The 17,505-nt window shown below is 68.1% G+C and carries 15 protein-coding genes; 14 read left to right on the forward strand and 1 reads right to left on the reverse strand.

What is annotated here, in order from left to right; translation table 11 throughout:
* Positions 1–70: 70 nt before the first annotated feature.
* From ACX1DX_RS14805 to ACX1DX_RS14870, 14 genes are all read left to right on the forward strand, one after another.
* Positions 71–586 carry a copper chaperone PCu(A)C gene (locus tag ACX1DX_RS14805; protein ID WP_459397192.1) on the forward strand — a complete coding sequence of 172 codons (516 nt, stop codon included), beginning with the start codon at positions 71–73 and terminating at the stop codon, positions 584–586.
* 81 nt (positions 587–667) lie between these two features.
* Entirely contained in the window at positions 668–1,804 is a 1,137-nt protein-coding gene (locus ACX1DX_RS14810; RefSeq protein WP_459397193.1) for a glycosyltransferase family 4 protein, read from the forward strand.
* A gap of 212 nt (positions 1,805–2,016) precedes the next feature.
* A complete protein-coding gene (locus ACX1DX_RS14815; protein ID WP_459397194.1) occupies positions 2,017–4,119 on the forward strand; it encodes a DEAD/DEAH box helicase in 2,103 nt (700 codons plus the stop codon).
* Positions 4,120–4,138: 19 nt separating this feature from the next.
* Entirely contained in the window at positions 4,139–5,056 is a 918-nt protein-coding gene (tsaE, locus tag ACX1DX_RS14820) for a tRNA (adenosine(37)-N6)-threonylcarbamoyltransferase complex ATPase subunit type 1 TsaE (RefSeq protein WP_459397195.1), read from the forward strand.
* On the forward strand, positions 5,053–5,727 hold the full coding sequence (gene tsaB, locus ACX1DX_RS14825; RefSeq protein ID WP_459397196.1) for a tRNA (adenosine(37)-N6)-threonylcarbamoyltransferase complex dimerization subunit type 1 TsaB: 675 nt from the start codon (positions 5,053–5,055) through the stop codon (positions 5,725–5,727). The genes tsaE and tsaB overlap by 4 nt, the downstream gene beginning before the upstream one ends.
* On the forward strand, positions 5,724–6,212 hold the full coding sequence (locus ACX1DX_RS14830; RefSeq protein WP_459397197.1) for a GNAT family N-acetyltransferase: 489 nt from the start codon (positions 5,724–5,726) through the stop codon (positions 6,210–6,212). The genes tsaB and ACX1DX_RS14830 overlap by 4 nt, the downstream gene beginning before the upstream one ends.
* A complete protein-coding gene (gene tsaD / locus ACX1DX_RS14835; protein WP_459397198.1) occupies positions 6,205–7,269 on the forward strand; it encodes a tRNA (adenosine(37)-N6)-threonylcarbamoyltransferase complex transferase subunit TsaD in 1,065 nt (354 codons plus the stop codon). The genes ACX1DX_RS14830 and tsaD overlap by 8 nt, the downstream gene beginning before the upstream one ends.
* A gap of 189 nt (positions 7,270–7,458) precedes the next feature.
* Complete coding sequence (locus tag ACX1DX_RS14840; protein WP_459397199.1) at positions 7,459–9,363, forward strand: ABC transporter family substrate-binding protein; 1,905 nt, start codon at positions 7,459–7,461, stop codon at positions 9,361–9,363.
* 168 nt (positions 9,364–9,531) lie between these two features.
* Positions 9,532–11,052, forward strand: coding sequence for an ABC transporter permease (locus ACX1DX_RS14845; protein WP_076059642.1), 1,521 nt, complete (start codon positions 9,532–9,534; stop codon positions 11,050–11,052).
* A gap of 15 nt (positions 11,053–11,067) precedes the next feature.
* Positions 11,068–12,042, forward strand: a complete 975-nt coding sequence (locus ACX1DX_RS14850; RefSeq protein WP_076059640.1) for an ABC transporter permease — start codon at positions 11,068–11,070, stop codon at positions 12,040–12,042.
* A gap of 2 nt (positions 12,043–12,044) precedes the next feature.
* On the forward strand, positions 12,045–13,793 hold the full coding sequence (locus tag ACX1DX_RS14855; RefSeq protein ID WP_459397200.1) for an ABC transporter ATP-binding protein: 1,749 nt from the start codon (positions 12,045–12,047) through the stop codon (positions 13,791–13,793).
* Positions 13,790–14,911, forward strand: coding sequence for a class I SAM-dependent methyltransferase (locus tag ACX1DX_RS14860; protein ID WP_459397201.1), 1,122 nt, complete (start codon positions 13,790–13,792; stop codon positions 14,909–14,911). The genes ACX1DX_RS14855 and ACX1DX_RS14860 overlap by 4 nt, the downstream gene beginning before the upstream one ends.
* A 2-nt stretch (positions 14,912–14,913) precedes the next feature.
* Positions 14,914–15,399 (forward strand): NUDIX hydrolase, encoded by a 486-nt coding sequence (locus tag ACX1DX_RS14865; protein WP_076059634.1) that lies wholly within the window; start codon positions 14,914–14,916, stop codon positions 15,397–15,399.
* Positions 15,400–15,417: 18 nt separating this feature from the next.
* A complete protein-coding gene (locus ACX1DX_RS14870; RefSeq protein WP_459397202.1) occupies positions 15,418–16,296 on the forward strand; it encodes a class I SAM-dependent methyltransferase in 879 nt (292 codons plus the stop codon).
* An 8-nt stretch (positions 16,297–16,304) separates the two neighbouring features.
* Here ACX1DX_RS14870 and ACX1DX_RS14875 read toward each other — a convergent pair whose 3' ends face one another.
* Complete coding sequence (locus tag ACX1DX_RS14875; RefSeq protein WP_459397203.1) at positions 16,305–17,504, reverse strand: MFS transporter; 1,200 nt, start codon at positions 17,502–17,504, stop codon at positions 16,305–16,307.
* Between the last annotated feature and the right edge of the window lies 1 nt (position 17,505).

Raw genomic sequence — 17,505 nt, forward strand, 5'->3', positions numbered from 1 at the left:
CGTGTCTTCGGCACCGTATCGCCCGCGAGACGAGTACCCCACGGGGTATTGCCTGTGTAGGCTGGCGGCCATGACGCTGCGTCCCCTCGCTCTTGCCGTTTCCGCCCTCCTCGTCGCCGGCTGCACGTCGGCGCAGCCCGCCACCCCGGGCATCCTCGCCGCAGACCCCTGGGCCCGCACCACCGACGGTGCCGAGCGTCCGGACATGACCGCCGTCTTCGTCAACCTGACCAACCCGTCGAACGAGGACAGGGTGCTGGTAGAGGCCAATTGCGGCGATGTCGCCCAGCAGACCGAGCTCCACGTCATGGAGGACCAGGACGGGAAGATGGTGATGGTCAAGGCCGAGGGCGGCATGACCGTGCCCGCCGGCAAGCACTGGCATCTGGCGCCCGGCGGTCCGCACATCATGCTGATGGGTCTCACCCGCGAACTCCCGGCCGGCTCGGAGGAGCTCACCTGCACCCTCACGTTCGACGACGGGCAGACCATCGAGATCCTCGCGCCCGTCAAGCAGTTCACCGAGGAGCAGGACAGCTACCACGAGCACGCCGAGGACGGCAGCGAGGTCACTCCGGGCGCATGACGACGGTGGGCTTCATGAACCGTTCACCTCGTGTTCCCCCGGCTACCGGGTGTGGTTCACCCTCGTGAGTATTGTGGAACTGTGAGAGTCGCGATCGTCGCAGAATCTTTTCTTCCCAATGTCAACGGGGTGACCAACTCCGTGCTCCGCGTGCTCGAACACCTCAAGGCCCACGGTCACGAGGCGATGGTCATCGCTCCGTCCGACGGTGGCAGGACCCCCAAGGACTACCTGGGCTTCCCCATCGTGCCGGTCAATTCGATCGGCCTGCCGGGCTACGACGTGGTGCGCGTGGTGACCACCACCAGCTTCAACATCGAGCGCATCCTCACCAACTTCCGCCCTGACGTGGTGCACCTGGCCGCGCCGTTCATCGTCGGCTACAAGGCGGCCTCGGTGGCCGCCAAGCTGGGCATCCCCATGGTGGGCATCTATCAGACGGAGATCCCCACCTACGCTGCCCGCTACGGCGTGCCGTCGCTGGAGCCCGTCTTCTGGCACCACCTGCGTCAGGCGCACTCACTGGCCTCGCTGAACTTCGCTCCGTCCACCTTCGCGCGCGACCAGCTGATCGAGCAGGGCGTTCCCCGCGTGGGCGTCTGGGGCAGGGGCGTGGATTCCGTGCGTTTCGACCCGTCCAAGCGCAGCGAGGCCTTCCGCGCGCGCTACGCCCCCAACGGGGAGCGGCTCATCGGTTTCATGGGGCGGTTGGCCTCGGAGAAGCGCGTGGAGGACCTGGCGGCTGTCGCGGCCGTACCCAACACCCGCCTCGTGATCATCGGTGACGGCCCGCTGCGCGGCCAGCTCGAGGCGACGCTGCCCAACGCCGTGTTCACCGGCCTGCTGACGGGCGAGGACCTGCCCACCGCGTTGGCCAGCCTGGACCTGTTCGTCCACACCGGAGACCTCGAGACGTTCTGCCAGGCCATCCAGGAGGCCAAGTCCTCCGGCCTGCCCATCGTCGCACCGCACCGCGGCGGCCCCATCGACCTGGTGGACCAGTCGCGCACCGGATGGCTGTACCGCCCCGGCGATCTGGAGGCAATGCGCGGCCACGTCGTGGACCTGATCGGTGACGATGCGAAGCGCCAGGCGTTCGGCGCGGCCGCCCGCGAGTCTGTGTTGGGGCGCACGTGGGAGAAGGTCTGTGCCGAATTGATGGGGCATTACACCAAAGCCATCCGCATGTCGGTGCGCGGCGGCCACCTCGTCGGCTGAGGGTGATGCCCGCTGCCGGCGGGTGCGGAAAGCGGGGCCACAGACCCCTCAAATTGGGGATGCGGTCAATCTGGTGTAAGCTCGACAGGCCCGATGCGGCGCCCAATCGCGCCAACTTGACGCCCAAGCGTCAAATTTCCTATTTGAGCGGGCAGTCCAGTCTCAGGTGGACCTATTCCCTGAGCGCATACCCCTCGAAGGGCAACAACACAATGACTTCACCGAACCGTAAGGCTCGGTGGTCCGCTGACAAGCGCGCCACCAAGGGCCTCAATCCTCAGCGTCGTGGCGTCGGCCGCACCGACCGTCGCGATGATTCCGCACCTCTGAACCGCAAGCAGCGCCGCGCGCTCCAGTTCGCAGACCGCGAACCGGGTTCCGAGAACCACGAGAGCCAGGGCATCGACGAGACCCGTCGCGACACCCGTCCCGCCACCTCGCGTCCCGCCGGCAACTGGGGCGACCGTCCCCGTCGCGATGACCGTGACGACAGTCGCCCCCGTTTCGAGCGCGACGACCGTCGTCGGGACGACCGTGGTTCTGAGCGCGACGATCGCCGTCCCTCATTCCAGCGCGATGACCGTCCCCGTCGCGACGACCGTGACGACCGCGGCCCCCGCTTTGACCGTGACGACCGTCGCCCCCGCTTCGAGCGCGACGATCGCCGTCCGTCGTTCCAGCGCGATGACCGTCCCCGTCGTGACGATCGCGACGACCGCGGCCGCAATGACCGGTTCGACCGCGACGACCGTCGCCCCCGCTTCGACCGTGACGACCGCAACGGTGCCGGCCCCGAGCGCCGCGAGCGCCGCAGCGACTCGTGGGGCGAGCGTCCGGCCCGCAAGCCGTTCGAGCAGCGCCACACGCACGAGCCGCGCGGTCACGAGGATCGTCGCCGTCCGTTCGACCGCGATCGCCGCAACGGTTTCGACCGTCCGGAGCGCCCCAGCCTTGAAGAGTTCGAGGCCGAGGCGGATCAGATGAGCTGGGAGGCCACCACGGCCGAGGGTGTGCAGGGCGAGATCTCGTCCGGCTTCCTCGAGTTGGGTGTGCACGAGCAGCTCGTCCGCGTGCTGGCCGCGCAGGGCATCACCGAGCCGTTCCCGATCCAGCAGGCGACCATCGCCGACGCGATCGCGGGCCGCGACGTGCTCGGCCGTGGCCGTACCGGCTCCGGCAAGACGCTCGCCTTCGGCCTGCCGATGCTGAGCCGCCTCGCCGCCGGTACCCCCGTCGGTTCCCCGCGCGCCATCATCCTGACGCCCACGCGTGAACTCGCGCTGCAGATCGCCGACGTCCTGTCGCCCCTGGCCTCCAAGGTCGGCATCGACCTCACGCTGATCACCGGTGGCATGAGCTACGCGCCGCAGCTGAAGGCCTTCGCCCGCGGCGTCGACGTCGTCGTGGCCACCCCCGGCCGCCTCATCGACCTCATCGAGCAGGGCGCCGCAGACCTCAGCCAGGTCCAGGTCACCGTCCTCGACGAGGCAGACCACATGGCGGACATGGGCTTCCTCACCGAGGTCCGCACCATCCTCGACGCCACCCCGGAAGGCGGCCAGCGTCTGCTGTTCTCCGCCACCCTGGACAACGCCGTCGGTTCGCTGGTGCGCAAGTACCTGTCCAACCCGGTCACCCACGAGGTGGACTCCGAGAAGGCGTCGGTCAGCACCATGGTGCACCGCCCCATGCTGGTTCGCCCGCACCACAAGAACCAGGTCACCGCGGAGATCGCCAACCGTGACGGCCGCACCGTGCTGTTCGCCCGTACCCAGATGGGCACGGACCGTATCGCCGCCCAGCTCCGCGACGCGGGTGTCATGGCCGGCTCGCTGCACGGCGGTCTCACCCAGGGCGCCCGCGCCCGCATCCTGGCGGCGTTCCGGGAAGGCCTCGTGCCGGTCCTGGTCGCCACCGATGTCGCGGCCCGTGGCATCCACGTCGACGATGTGTCGCTCGTGCTGCAGGTGGATCCGCCGCACGACTCGAAGGACTACCTCCACCGCGCCGGGCGTACCGCCCGCGCCGGTAACGAGGGCGTCGTCGCGACGATCGTGCTGCCCCACCAGCGCAAGGTGGCCCAGCGTCTGCTGAGCCAGGCCGGCGTGCAGGCCGAGGGTCTCACCGTGGAGCCGGGTTCGCCCGAACTCCGCGAGGCCACCGGCGCCCGCCCCGTCAGCGGTGTGGCGATCCAGGAATCCGATTACCTGGCGCTCATCGCACCGAAGCAGCAGCCGCGTCGTCGTCCCGACGGCCCGCGTGGCGGTGGCCGCGGTGGATACCGCAGCGGAGGCCGTAGCCGCAACCGTTGGTGAGGCGTACTATTTCCCCGCTATGACATCTGATCTCGAAGTGCGGGTGGCCGAACCGGCCGACGCCGCCGAACTGCTGCAGGTCATCCGCGCAGCATTCTCGGCCCGCCGCCCGGTGGACCCACCCGCAGAGGCCCTCACAGACGCCGTAGCCGACATCGAGCATGCGCTCACCGTCGGCTCCGGCGTCGTGCTGGTGAATGAGGGTCACCTTGTCGCCGGCCTGCTCATCGAGCTCGACGGCGACGTGGCGACGTTGCGCCGGGTCTCCGTGCTGCCCGCATGGGGCGGCAAGGGGCTGGCGCGCATGCTGGTGCAGAGCGCCCTGACGCTCGCCGTCGATCTGGGCGCCCGTCGCGTCGAACTCGTGGCGCGCCAGGAGTTCCCGGAGATCGTCCAGTGGTGGCGGGACCATGGCTTCGAGGTGCTGGGGGGCGTGCCCAACGGCCACACGATGGGCCGGGAACTGCCCGTGATCATCGACGTGCCCACAGCAGAAGACATGCGCTGGCTCGGCCGCAGGCTTGCGGGGCTGCTGCGCAAGGGCGACGTCATCGTCGCCACGGGCGACCTCGGCGCCGGCAAGACGACGCTCACGCAGGGCATCGGAGAGGGCCTGGGCGTCACCGGCCCGATCATCTCTCCCACTTTCGTGATCTCGCGCGTCCATCCGCATCCAGGTGAGGGCCCGGCCCTGGTGCATGTCGATGCGTACCGGCTGGGGGGTTCCGCGGAGCTCGCCGACATCGACCTCGACGCGTCGCTCTCCGAGGCCGTCACCATCGTCGAATGGGGCTCGGGCCTGGCCGAATGGCTGGCCGATTCCCGCCTCGAGATCGACATCGAGCGCGGTCTCACCTCGGACCAGCGCACCGTTCACCTCACCGGCATCGGCCCGCGCTGGGCCGGGGCCCTGGAACCGCTCAGGGAGCAGCTATGACCTGGACCGTGGGAATCGACACGAGCCACGTGGTGGCCGTGGGCATCGCCCGCGACGGTGAACCCGTCGCGAGGGTGATCGTCGACGACACCCGTGCCCATGCCGAGGCCCTCATGCCGTCGGTGCTGGAGGTCTGTGCGCAGGCCGGCATCGCGCTGACCGAAGTGGACGAGTTCGCCGTCGGGATGGGTCCCGGGCCCTTCACGGGGCTCCGGGTGGGCATCGCCACCGCCTGGACCCTGGCCCTGGCCGGCAACAAGCCGGTGCACGGGGTGTGTTCGCTCGATGTCGTCGCACGTCAGTGGGTTGAAACCGCGGACCGCTCGCCGGCCGTTGACGGCCGCCTCGGGGGAGGCTTCATCGTCGCCGCCGACGCCCGGCGCAAGGAGTTGTACTGGGCCACCTACGACGCGGACGGCACCCGCATCGGGGACCCCCAGGTGTGCGCCCCCACGGAACTTCCCGCACTGCCGGTGGCGGGCGCGGTCCCCGTGGAGTACCACGAGTTCCTCGACATCCAGGGCCCGCAGGCGCTGGACCCGGCCGTCCTCGCGGCGCGCTGGGCCACCCTTGCCCCTGCCGGGGACGAGCCCTACTACCTGCGCCCGGCCGACGCGACGGTGCCGGGCAAGCCCAAGTCTGCGCTTCCGCGCCTGCGAGCGCGCCGATGAACGTCGACATCGCCACGCTCGACGACCTCCCCGCCATCCTTGGGCTCGAAGACCACTTCGAGCGACGCGTCTGGTCCGAACGGTCCTGGCACGACGAACTCGTCGGCCTCGGACGGCTCGTGCTGATCGCCCGGAAGACGGCGGGCAACGTCATCGGGGTCGCCTGTTTCCAGCACGTGGACGAGGTGGTCGATCTGCACCGCATCGTGGTGGCACCGGAAGAGCGGCGGCTCGGCTTCGCCCGCGTCATGCTCGTCGCCGGCCTGCAGTGGGCCATCGCCCAGGGCGCCAGCCGCATGCTGCTGGAGGTCGACCACACCAACGTGCCGGCCATCGCCCTGTACCGCGGCTACGGGTTCCGGCAGGTGGCCGTCCGCCGCGGATACTACGCGCCGGACCGCGACGCGCTCGTCCTGGAGCGGCAACTGGAAGGCGTCGACGCGGATTCCGTCGGCATGTGGGACATGGAGGCACTCGATGACTGAACCCCTCGACGACGCTCAGGGCCCGCTGGTGCTGGGCCTCGAGTCGTCCTGTGACGAGACCGGCGTCGGCATCGTCCGCGGCCGCACGCTGCTGGCCAACGAGGTCGCCAGCTCGGTGGACCTGCACGTCCGCTTCGGCGGCGTCGTCCCCGAGGTCGCGAGCCGCGCGCACCTGTCGGCGCTGATCCCCACCATCGAGCGCGCCGCCGAGAAGGCGGGGATCAAGCTCGCCGACGTCGACGCCATCGCCGTCACCGCAGGCCCGGGCCTGATGGGCGCCCTGGTCGTCGGGCTGGCGTCCGCCAAGGCGCTCGCCGCCTACCTCGGCAAGCCGCTCTACGGCGTCAACCACCTCGTCGGCCACGTCGCCGTCGACCTGTTGGACCACGGACAGCTGCCCACGCCCGCCGTCGCGCTGCTGGTCTCCGGCGGCCACACGTCGCTGCTGCATGTCGAGGACATCGCCACGAAGATCACGGAGATCGGCGCCACCATCGACGACGCGGCCGGTGAGGCCTACGACAAGGTGGCCCGCATCCTCGGGCTGTCCTATCCGGGCGGCCCTGTCATCGACAAACTCGCGCAGGAGGGTGACCCCACGGCCATCCGCTTCCCGCGCGGCCTCACGGCGCGGCACGACCTCGAGAAGCACCGCTACGACTTCTCGTTCTCCGGCCTCAAGACAGCGGTCGCCCGCTGGGTGGAGCAGCGGCGCCTCGACGGTGGGGAGATCCCCGTCGCAGACGTCGCCGCCTCGTTCCAGGAGGCGGTGTGCGACGTGCTCACGGCCAAGGCGGTCGCCGCGGCGCAGGAGTACGGCGTGGACACCATCCTGCTGGGCGGGGGAGTGGCGGCCAACTCGCGCCTGCGCACGCTGCTCGAGGAGCGCGCCAACGCCGTCGGCATCGAACTGCGTCGGCCCAGGCCGGCCCTCTGCACCGACAACGGCGCGATGATCGCGGCCGTGGCCAGCGAGGTCATCCGGGCGGGCATCGCACCGTCCGGGCTGGACATCTCGGCCCACTCCGGCCTCCCCGTCGGGACCATCTCCGTCTGAGAATCGGATGTGCTCGTTCAAATAGGGCCGCGGTAGCACGGCGGGGTCAAAGACACAACAAGGTAACGATCTGGTGTCAAAGAACCTGTGATTCTTCCACGACGCACTTAATTGTCGATAAGGTCGCCAACACTAAGTTGGGCCCACTGCGTGGGGCCCACGAGTGTCGTCCTACGACAAGGAGAATCAATGAAGTTCAGGCGAACATCCGCCTCGCTGGCAGTGATGCTCAGCGGCGCGCTGCTGCTGAGCGCTTGCACCAGCCCCGACGAGACCGAAACCCCGCCGGCCGGCGAAACCACCGCGGCCACGGGTTCGGAAAGCCCCGGTACTGAAGACACCGCCAGCGCCGATCCCTCGGCGTCCACGGACCCCTCGGCGTCCGAGGGTGAGAACCCCGCGGCCTGCCTGCAGGACGTCGGCATCACCGAAACCCAGGACGGCGAGGTCCGCTACACCGCAGGCCCCGGCGACTGGAGCGGTTACAACTCCATCACCTACAAGACGTACTCGACGTACAACTCGGCCGTTGCCGCACACATGTTCTCGAGCTTCATCTACTTCGGCACCGATGGCACCATCTGTGACAACAAGGACTTCGGCTCGTACGAGGTGCTGTCCGAGGATCCGCTGGAGATCGAGTACACGATCAACGATGACGCGGTGTGGTCTGACGGCACCCCGGTCACCATCAACGACTACCTGATGGACTGGGCAGCCCAGAACCCCGAGTTCCTCGTCCCCGGCTACGCCAGCGGCGAGAACCCCGAGGCTCCGGTCGTGTTCGAGCACGTCTCCAGCTCCTTCGCCCAGTACGTGCCGGAGGGCCCGCAGGGCGAGGTCGGTTCGAAGACCTTCACGGTCAAGTACACCAACCCCTACCCCGACTACAAGCTGACCGTGGGCTCGGCGCTGCCGGCGCACGTCATCGCTGAGAAGTCCGGCCTCACGCCCGAGGCACTGGCCCAGGCCGTGCTCGACCGCGATGCCGAGACGGTGAAGAAGGCCGCTGAGTTCTGGAACACCGGCTGGATGTACAACCCGGGCGAACTCCCGGCAGACCTGGCTGACGTCCCCTCCTCCGGCCCGTACAAGCTGAAGGAAGGCGGCTGGACCGCTGGTCAGTCGCTGACGCTCGAGGCGAACGAAGAGTACTTCGGTACCCCCGCCGCCACGAAGAACCTCATCTTCCGCTTCATCGACGACGCCCAGCAGGTGCAGTCGCTGCAGAACGGTGACGTTCAGGTCATCCAGCCCCAGGGCACCGTCGATCTCGTCGGCCAGCTCGACGCCATCGGCGACGCCGTCAAGGTGGACAAGTTCTCCTCCCTGACGTGGGAGCACCTCGACTTCAACTTCCGCGACACCAGCGCCTTCGCTGATGCCAACGGTGGTCTCGAGCTGCGCCAGGCCTTCGCCTACTGCGTCCCGCGTCAGCAGATCGTCGACCAGCTGATCAAGCCGATCAGCCCCGACACCGTTCTCATGAACGCCCGCGAGGTCTTCCCCTTCCAGGACGAGTACCAGGGTGTCGTTGACGCTGCCTACGGTGGCGAGTACGACACCGTCGACATCGAGAAGTCCAAGGAACTCCTGGCGGCTTCCGGCGTCACCGCTCCGGTGGACGTGCGGATCGGCTACCGCGCCGGTAACCAGCGCCGTACCGACACCGTCGCCGCCATCAAGGCCTCCTGTGACCAGGCCGGCTTCAACATCATCGACACCAACGCGGCTGACTTCTTCGACGTCGCGCTGCCCAACGGTGACTACGAAGTCGCTCTGTTCGCGTGGGCCGGTTCCGGCCAGATCACCTCGGGCGAGAACATCTACGCCACGGGCAAGGGCCAGAACTACGGCGAGTACAGCAACGAGGACGTCGACGCCGCATGGGCCGAGCTGACCAAGACGCTGGACCGCGAAGAGCAGCTCGCTGCCATCGAGAAGATCGAGACGGCTCTCTGGGACACGCTGTACGGCATCCCGCTGTACGCCCACCCCGGCATCGCTGCCTACGACGCAGGGCTGCAGAACGTTCGCGCTACCTCGACGCAGGACCAGGTTTCCTGGAACGCGCCGCAGTGGCTGAACAGCTGACCTCCTGAGGTCAGTGCCTAGCCGCTGAAACCGAATAGGGGGCAGGTGACTTCCCGAGTCACCTGCCCCCCTTTCGTTGCCAACCATTCCATGTGGCGTAGACTCAGCCAGCGCCAGAGTTGGACAAGCGCGAGTTCAGCTCGAAAAACCTGTAAGGAACGCATACCTGTGATCAGATACATCGCCAAGCGCTTGGGGATCTCCGTCCTCGTTCTGCTGCTCGGCTCGCTGTTGCTGTTCGTGTTGACGATCAACTCCGGCGACCCGCTCGAAGACCTACGTGAATCCAACGCCCCCAACCGCGCAAACCTCATCGCGCAGCGCATCAACTACATGGGGTTGGACCAGCCCTGGTACGAGCGCTACTGGGACTGGCTTTCGGGAGCGTCCAAGTGTCTCGTGGGCCAGTGCGACCTCGGGCTGGACCGCAAGGGCCAGTCGGTCAATGCCATGGTCGTCACGGCGGCAGGCTCGACGCTGCGCCTCGTCGTCTTCGCCACCATCCTCGCCATCATCATCGGTGTGACGCTGGGTATCGTGACCGCCATCCGGCAGTACTCGGGCTTCGACTACGCCGTCACCTTCATGGCCTTTGTGTTCTTCTCCCTGCCGGTCTTCTGGTTCGCCGTGCTGCTCAAGCATTACGCCGCAATCGAGTTCAACAACTGGATAAAAGAGGCCAGCTTCAGTCCACAGTCAATAGTGATCATCGCGGCGTTACTGGCATTTGTTCTGATGGCCGCCATCGGCGGTGAATGGAAGCGTCGGCTCATTAACTTCGCTGTCGCCTTCGTCGTCTTCGCGGGCGCACTGTTCTACTTCGACGCCGTCACCTGGTTTCGCCGGCCCTCGATCGGCCTGCCCATCTTCGCCATCGTCGCGCTGGCGCTGGCCGCCCTGATCGTGGGCATGACCTCCGGTTTCGCGAACAAGAACGTCCGCAACGCCGTGGCCACCACCGCAGTGGCGGGCATCATCGGCTACGCGCTGATGCGCGGCACCCTCATGACCAACCCCTCCTGGCTGCTGTTGGCGCTGTGCTTCCTCGGTGCTGTGGCCATCGCACTGATCAGCGGCTGGTTCTGGGGAGGCTTCTCCCGCAAGCAGGCGATGATCTCCTCCTTCATCTGGTCCCTGATCGCCACGCTGGTGGCGGCCGGAGACCTGTTGCTGAGCAACTGGTCAAAGTACCTCAAGGAGATCCCGCGGCCCGTGCCCACCATCGGCTCGGAGACCCCCAACTACGATTCGACGTTCTGGAACCACGCCATCGACTCTCTGACGCACATCGCGCTGCCGACGGTGGTGCTGACGCTGATCTCGATCGCGGCCTACACCCGGTACACCCGCGCGTCGATGCTGGACGTGCTCAACCAGGACTACATCCGCACCGCCCGTTCCAAGGGCATCTCGGAGCGCAAGGTGATCACCCGCCACGCGTTCCGCAACTCGCTGATCCCGCTCGCCACGATCGTCGCGTTCGACTTCGCCGGCCTGATCGGCGGCGCGGTCATCACCGAGACGGTGTTCGGCTGGCAGGGTATGGGCCAGTTGTTCAACGTCGGTCTCAACCAGGTTGACCCGGCACCCGTCATGGCCTTCTTCCTGGTCACCGGCACGGCAGCCGTGCTGATGAACATGCTGGCGGACATTGCCTATGCCTTCCTCGACCCGCGGATCGCGCGCTAAGGAGATTGACGAATCATGACTCAGGATCCGAACCGCACCCCTCTGCAAATTGAGGGCGACGCCTTCTCCATCGAGGACGACGTCGAAACCAGCAACACGAAGTCGTACTCGCAGGGCCAGCTGGTCCGCAGGCGCTTCTTCCGGCACAAGGGCGCCATGGTCGCCCTGACCGTCCTGATCCTCCTCATCCTGTTGGCGTTCACGTCCATCGGCGTGGGACCCCTGCCCGGATGGTGGGACAAGGACTTCATCAACGCCTACCCGCCGGTCAACAGCGGGCAGCCGACACTGCAGTTGTGGCCCTTCCAGATCGGTGAGCACCCGTTCGGGCAGAACACCATCGGCAAGGACTACTTCGCTCTGGTCATGAAGGGCGCCCAGCAGTCGCTGTTCATCGCCTTCATGGTGGGCCTGCTGGCCACCTTCATCGGCACCAGCATCGGCGCCATCGCCGGCTACTACCGCGGCATCGCCGAAAGCCTGCTCATGCGCGTCACCGACCTGTTCATCATCATCCCCACCCTGGTGCTCGCCGCAGTGCTGGGCCGGATGGCCGGATCGAGCATCCCCCTGCTGGCACTGGTGCTGGGACTGGTCTCCTGGACCGGCCTCGCGCGCCTGGTGCGCGGTGAGGTGCTGTCGCTGCGCGAGCGCGAGTTCGTGGCGGCCGCCCGCGCCGTCGGCACGTCTGCGCCGCGCATCATCGTGCGCCACATCCTCCCCAACGCGCTGGGCACCATCGTCGTCAACGCAACCCTGCTCATCTCGTCGGCGATCCTGCTGGAGACGGCGCTGTCGTTCCTCGGGTTCGGCGTCAAGGCGCCCAACACCTCGCTCGGTCTGCTGGTCAGCGAGTTCCAGAATGCCCTGACCACCCGGCCGTGGCTGTTCTGGTGGCCCGGCATCTTCATCCTCATCATCGCGCTGTGCGTCAACTTCATCGGTGACGGCCTGCGCGATGCCTTCGATCCCCGCCAGCAGATGGACTGATCATGACGACAACTGACAACCAGTACACCGGCCCGCGGTTCACCGGCGAGAATCCGGTGCTGAAGTTCGACGAACTCGACGTGCGGTTCCGCACCGAGTTCGGCACCGTCCACGCCGTCAAGGGCCTCACCCTCTCGGTGGAGCCCGGCGAAGTGATGGCGCTGGTCGGCGAGTCCGGCTCCGGCAAGTCCGTCTCCGCCACGACTGCGCTCGGCCTGCTGCCGAAGACCGCCCGCATCCAGGGGGAGACCCGCGTCGGCGACAAGACCATCAACCACCTCAGCCCCCGCGAGCTGCGCAAGGTGCGCGGCAAGAGCGTCGCGATGGTGTTCCAGGAGCCCATGACGGCGCTCAACCCCGTCATCAAGATCGGTGACCAGCTCATCGAGTCGATGGAGGTGCACGGTGTCGCCTACGGGCGCCAGGCGTGGAACCGGGCCATCGACCTGCTCAAGGCCGTCGGCATCCCCGGCGCCGAGCGGCGCGTGAACCAGTTCCCCCATGAACTCTCAGGCGGTATGCGCCAGCGCGTCGTGATCGCCATGGCGCTGGCCTGTGACCCCGAGGTCATCGTCGCCGACGAACCCACCACAGCCCTCGACGTGACGGTGCAGGCCGAGATCCTCGACCTGCTGCGCTCGCTGAAGGACAAGCTCAACACCGGCATCCTGCTGATCACGCACAACATGGGCGTCGTGGCGGACATGGCCGACAACGTGGCCGTGATGTTCAAGGGCAACATCGTGGAGCGGGGCCCCGTCGAGCAGGTGCTCCTCAACCCGCAACACCCGTACACCAAGAAGCTGCTGGCCGCCGTGCCGCACCTGGGCGACGGCCCCGGCCAGTTCGGCGAGGCGCCCAACCCGGTCGCGGAGGAGGCTGAGGCGGCCCTCGACGTGCGCAACCTCGTCGTCGAGTACCACCGCGCGGGCAAGAAGCCGTTCCGCGCCGTCGACGACGTGTCGTTCGACGTGCGCCGCGGCGAGATCGTCGGGCTGGTGGGCGAATCCGGCTCTGGTAAGTCGACGATCGGCCGGGCGCTGCTGGGGCTCATCCCGTCCCATTCGGGCGAGGTGCAGGTGCTGGGCGAGGACCTCCTCTCCCTGCACGGCAAGGAACTGCGCCGGCTCCGTAAGCGGATCGGCGTCATCTTCCAGGACCCGGCCGCTTCCCTCAATCCCCGGTTCCCCGTCGGCGATGTGATCTCCGAGCCGCTCGAGGTGCACAAGGTGGGCGACCGCAAGTCGCGCGAGAACCGCGTGCACGAGCTGCTCGAGGCCGTCCAGCTGCCGCGCTCCGCGTTCAACCGCTACCCGCACGAGCTCTCCGGCGGTCAGCGCCAACGCGTGTCGATCGCCCGCGCCCTGGCCCTGAACCCGGACCTCCTGATCGCGGACGAGCCCACCTCGGCGCTGGACGTGTCGGTGCAGGCCTCGGTGCTGGCGATGTTCACCACGCTGCAGAAGGAATTCGGCTTCGCGTGTCTGTTCATCTCGCACGACCTCGCCGTCATCGACTCGCTGGCGCACCGCGTCGTCGTGATGCAGTACGGCAAGATCGTCGAGGCCGGGAGCCGCGAGCAGGTGCTGCTGAACCCGCGGGAGGAGTACACCAAGCGACTCCTCGCCGCCGCGCCCGTTCCGGACCCCATCGAACAGCGCGAGCGTCGCGCCGCCCGCCACGCGTTGCTGAAGGAACTCGGCGACGAGATCGTGGAGTTCGACGCCCGGGAACTCGACTTCGAGAAGTGACGCGCACGGCCGCACTCGACGCGGCGATGCACGAAGCCGATCCCTCGTCGCTGAAGGCGGGGGAGCGGCTTCGTGCTCGTTTCACGGCCGACGAGGTCGCCTGGGCGCTCACCCAGGCGGCGCTGCGGCGTAAGGGCGTGTCGAAGTTCTCCCGGGCGTCGGAGATGTTGTTCACTCCGACCGGGCTGGAGCAGGCCTCCCGCGAACCAGTTGCGCGCTGGAGGGCCGAGCGCTTCGTGGCAGCGGGCGTCACGGAGGTGTGGGACCTGGGCTGCGGAATTGGCGCGGACGCGATGGCGTTCGCGGCCGCGGGTCTGCGCGTCGTCGCCGTGGAACTGGACCCCGAGACAGCGGCCGTGGCCCGGCACAACCTCGATCTGGTGGGCGGCGGCGAGGTCATCGTCGCAGCCGCTGAGGACGTCGACGTGCCTGCGGGGGCCGCCGTGTTCCTCGACCCTGCCCGGCGAACCGCGCGGGGCCGAACCTGGAATGTCGCCGATTTCACGCCGTCGTGGGACTTCGTGCTCGCGCACCTGGCGGGGGAGCGGTTCGCCTGCGTGAAGCTCGGCCCGGGAGTGCCCAAGGAACTGATCCCGGGCGACGTGCAGCCCTGTTTCGTGAGCCACCGCAGTGACGTCGTGGAGGCATCGCTGTGGAATGGCTTCCCGAGGGAACCGCGTGCGGTGGTGCTGACGTCGCGGGACGTGCATGAACTGGGCCCACAGGCCCGGCGTGACCTGCGGGTGCGGCCCGTCGGCCGGTACCTCATCGAGCCCGACGGCGCGGTGATCCGTGCCGGGCTGATGGACGCCATCGAACCTGCCCTCGACCTCTGGCTGCTCGATCCGCACCTCGCGTACCTGTCTTCTGACCAAGCTGTGGAGTCGCCGTTCGCCACGTGTTTCGAGGTGGTTCAAGTGCTCGACTACGACCTCAAGCGGCTGCGTGCCTGGGTTCGTGACCACGCCGTGGGCACGCTGGAGATCAAGAAGCGCGGCATTGAAGTGGACCCGGCGGTGCTGCGGAAACAGCTGAAGCCGAAGGGGCCCAATCAGGCGACCCTCATCCTCTCGCGCACGAGCGAGGGCACCCGCGCGTTGGTCTGTAGGAGAACCTAGCCATGCCCTTCGCCCCAGAGTTGACCACGCTCGGCTACGTCACCTCGCCCGATCGCACGCAGGTGCTGCTCTGCCACCGGGTGGCCAGGTCGCACGACGAGCAACTGGGCAAGTACAACGGCCTGGGCGGCAAGGTGGAGCGCGGCGAGGACGTCGCAGAGGCGATGCGCCGCGAGTTGCGGGAAGAGGCCAACATCGAGGTCACGGAGATGGAACTGCGCGGCACGGTGGCGTGGCCGGGCTTCAACGGCCGCGACGTGTTCGGCTTCGTGTTCCTCATCACCGGTTTCACCGGAAGCATCCCGGACAGCAACGTCGAGGGTGACCTGGGCTGGCATGACGTGGCCACCATGATGGAGCTGCCCATGTGGGACGGCGACCGCCATTTCCTCCCGCTCGTCTTCGACGACGGGCCCCAGTTCCACGGTGTCATCCCCTACGACGGTGGGCACAGCGTCGGCTGGAAGGTGTCGCGCGGCGCCCGTTGAGCGCCTAAGCTCACCGCCATGGGCAAACTCGGTGACCAGCAGGTGACGGACGACGACGTCCGCGAGGCCAACCGTGCGAACTGGGACGAGCGGGCCACGCTCCACGAGGCGGGGTCCTACGAGGTGTCTCGCTACGCCGAAGACCCTGAGCAGATCTCCAGCGTGGTGGCCGACGACCGGGCACCCCTGGCCCGGGCCCTCGGCCGTGACCCGCTGGCCGCCAGACCGCTCGAAGGCCTCGACCTGCTGCACCTCCAGTGCCACATCGGCACGGACACCCTGTCGCTGGCCCGGCTGGGCGCGCGCGTCACGGGCGCAGATTTCTCACCGGCCAGCCTCGAGGCGGCGCGTCGGCTCTTCGCCGCCTCCGGCACTCCGGGCACCTTCGTCGAGACCGATGTGCAGCACGCCGGCGACAACGTGCCGGGCAGCTTCGACGTCATCTACACCTCCATCGGCACCGTGACCTGGTTCCGCGACCTCGATGCCTGGGCGGCCGGCATCGCCAAGCTCCTGCGGCCCGGCGGCACGTTCTACATCCGCGACGGGCACCCCGTCATGTTCTCCCTGGACGACGAACGCACCGACGGCGAACTCGTCGTCCGGTACCGCGGCATGGCCGACGGCACCTCCGAGGTGTGGGACGACGAGGAGACTTACGGCAGCGACGACAAGCTCACCAACGTGCGCACCTATGACTGGCCGCATTCCCTCTCGGAGATCGTCAGCGCCCTCATCGGGGCCGGGCTGACCATCACGGGGATGGACGAGGGACAGACCCTCCCCTGGGACGCGTTGCCGCAGATGACGTTGACCGCGGACGGTGGCTCGTATGAACTGCCCGAACACCAGCGGTTCCTGGTGCCGTTGACGTACACCATCACGGCCCGCAGGTAGCCCCGGGCTCAGCGCGCGAGTCTGCGCCCCTGCAGCACCGCTGACAGGAACACCACGAAGATGCCTGCCACCGGGACGATCAGGAGACCCATCCGCAGCGAGACGTTGTCCGCCACCGCGCCCACGATGGGCGGCGACACCAGGAAGCCCACGCGCAGCAGCCACGAGACGATCGTGAGCCCGGTGCCCGCGCGGAGGCCCGGCAGGTTGTCTCCGGCGTGCATGGCGGCGGGCACGAACGTGGCGCAGCCGAAGCCGGCCGCGGCGAAGCCCAGCACCGTGCCGGGCACGCTCGGCCAGGCGAGGGCGAGGCCCATGCCCACGGCGATCAGCAAACCTCCGAAGCGGGCGACGGCGCGCTCACCCCAGTGGTCGACCATGCGGTCGCCCAGGATCCGGCCCACGAACTGGGCACCCACCAATGACACGAAACCGAAGGCGGCGAGAGCGGCCGGGGCGCCCAGCGTCTGGAGGTAGAGGGTGGCCCACGAGTTGCCGAGATCCTCCACGACGCTGCCGGAGATCGAGATCAGCGAAAGGGCGCCCAGCAGCGCGATGATGCGCGGGCTGATGCCGCGTCGGCCCTTGTCGGCGACCTCGTGGGGGTCGGCGACGGCGCGCTCGTCACCGTCGTGACCGGGCAGGGCGTTGCGCTGCGCCACGACGGCGACGACGGTGAAGAGCACCGCGGAGATGCTCAGGTGCACCGCGAGCGGGAGCCGCAGCGCGATCGCGGCCGCGGCCATCAGCCCGCCCGCCACGGCACCCATGGACCAGAAGGCGTGGAACGAGTTGATGATCGACGAGCCGTAGCGCCGCTGCACGCGCAGCCCGTGCGCGTTCTGGGCCACGTCGATGATGGCGTCAGCGGCGCCGACGGCGAACAGGGCCCCGGCGAACAGCGCCAGCGACGGCGACACCCCGGCCGCCAGCACGAAGAGGCTCGCGAGCATGGTGCCGTAGGTCGCCACGCGGGCGGAGGTGAAGCGTCGGATGAACCAGGCAGCCGTCAACCCCGCCACGATGGCGCCCACCGGCATGGCGGCCACCGCGAAGCCGTAGACAGTGTTGCCCAGGCCCAACGCCGCCTTGATCTCGGGGTAGCGGGGCAGCACATTGGCCACGATCGCGCCGTTGGTGAAGAACATGGCGTTGACCGCGAAGCGTGCTTTCCGGTCCACCTGCGGGATCGTTCGGACGGTTGTCATG

Source organism: Tessaracoccus zhenghani (genome assembly GCF_054552775.1).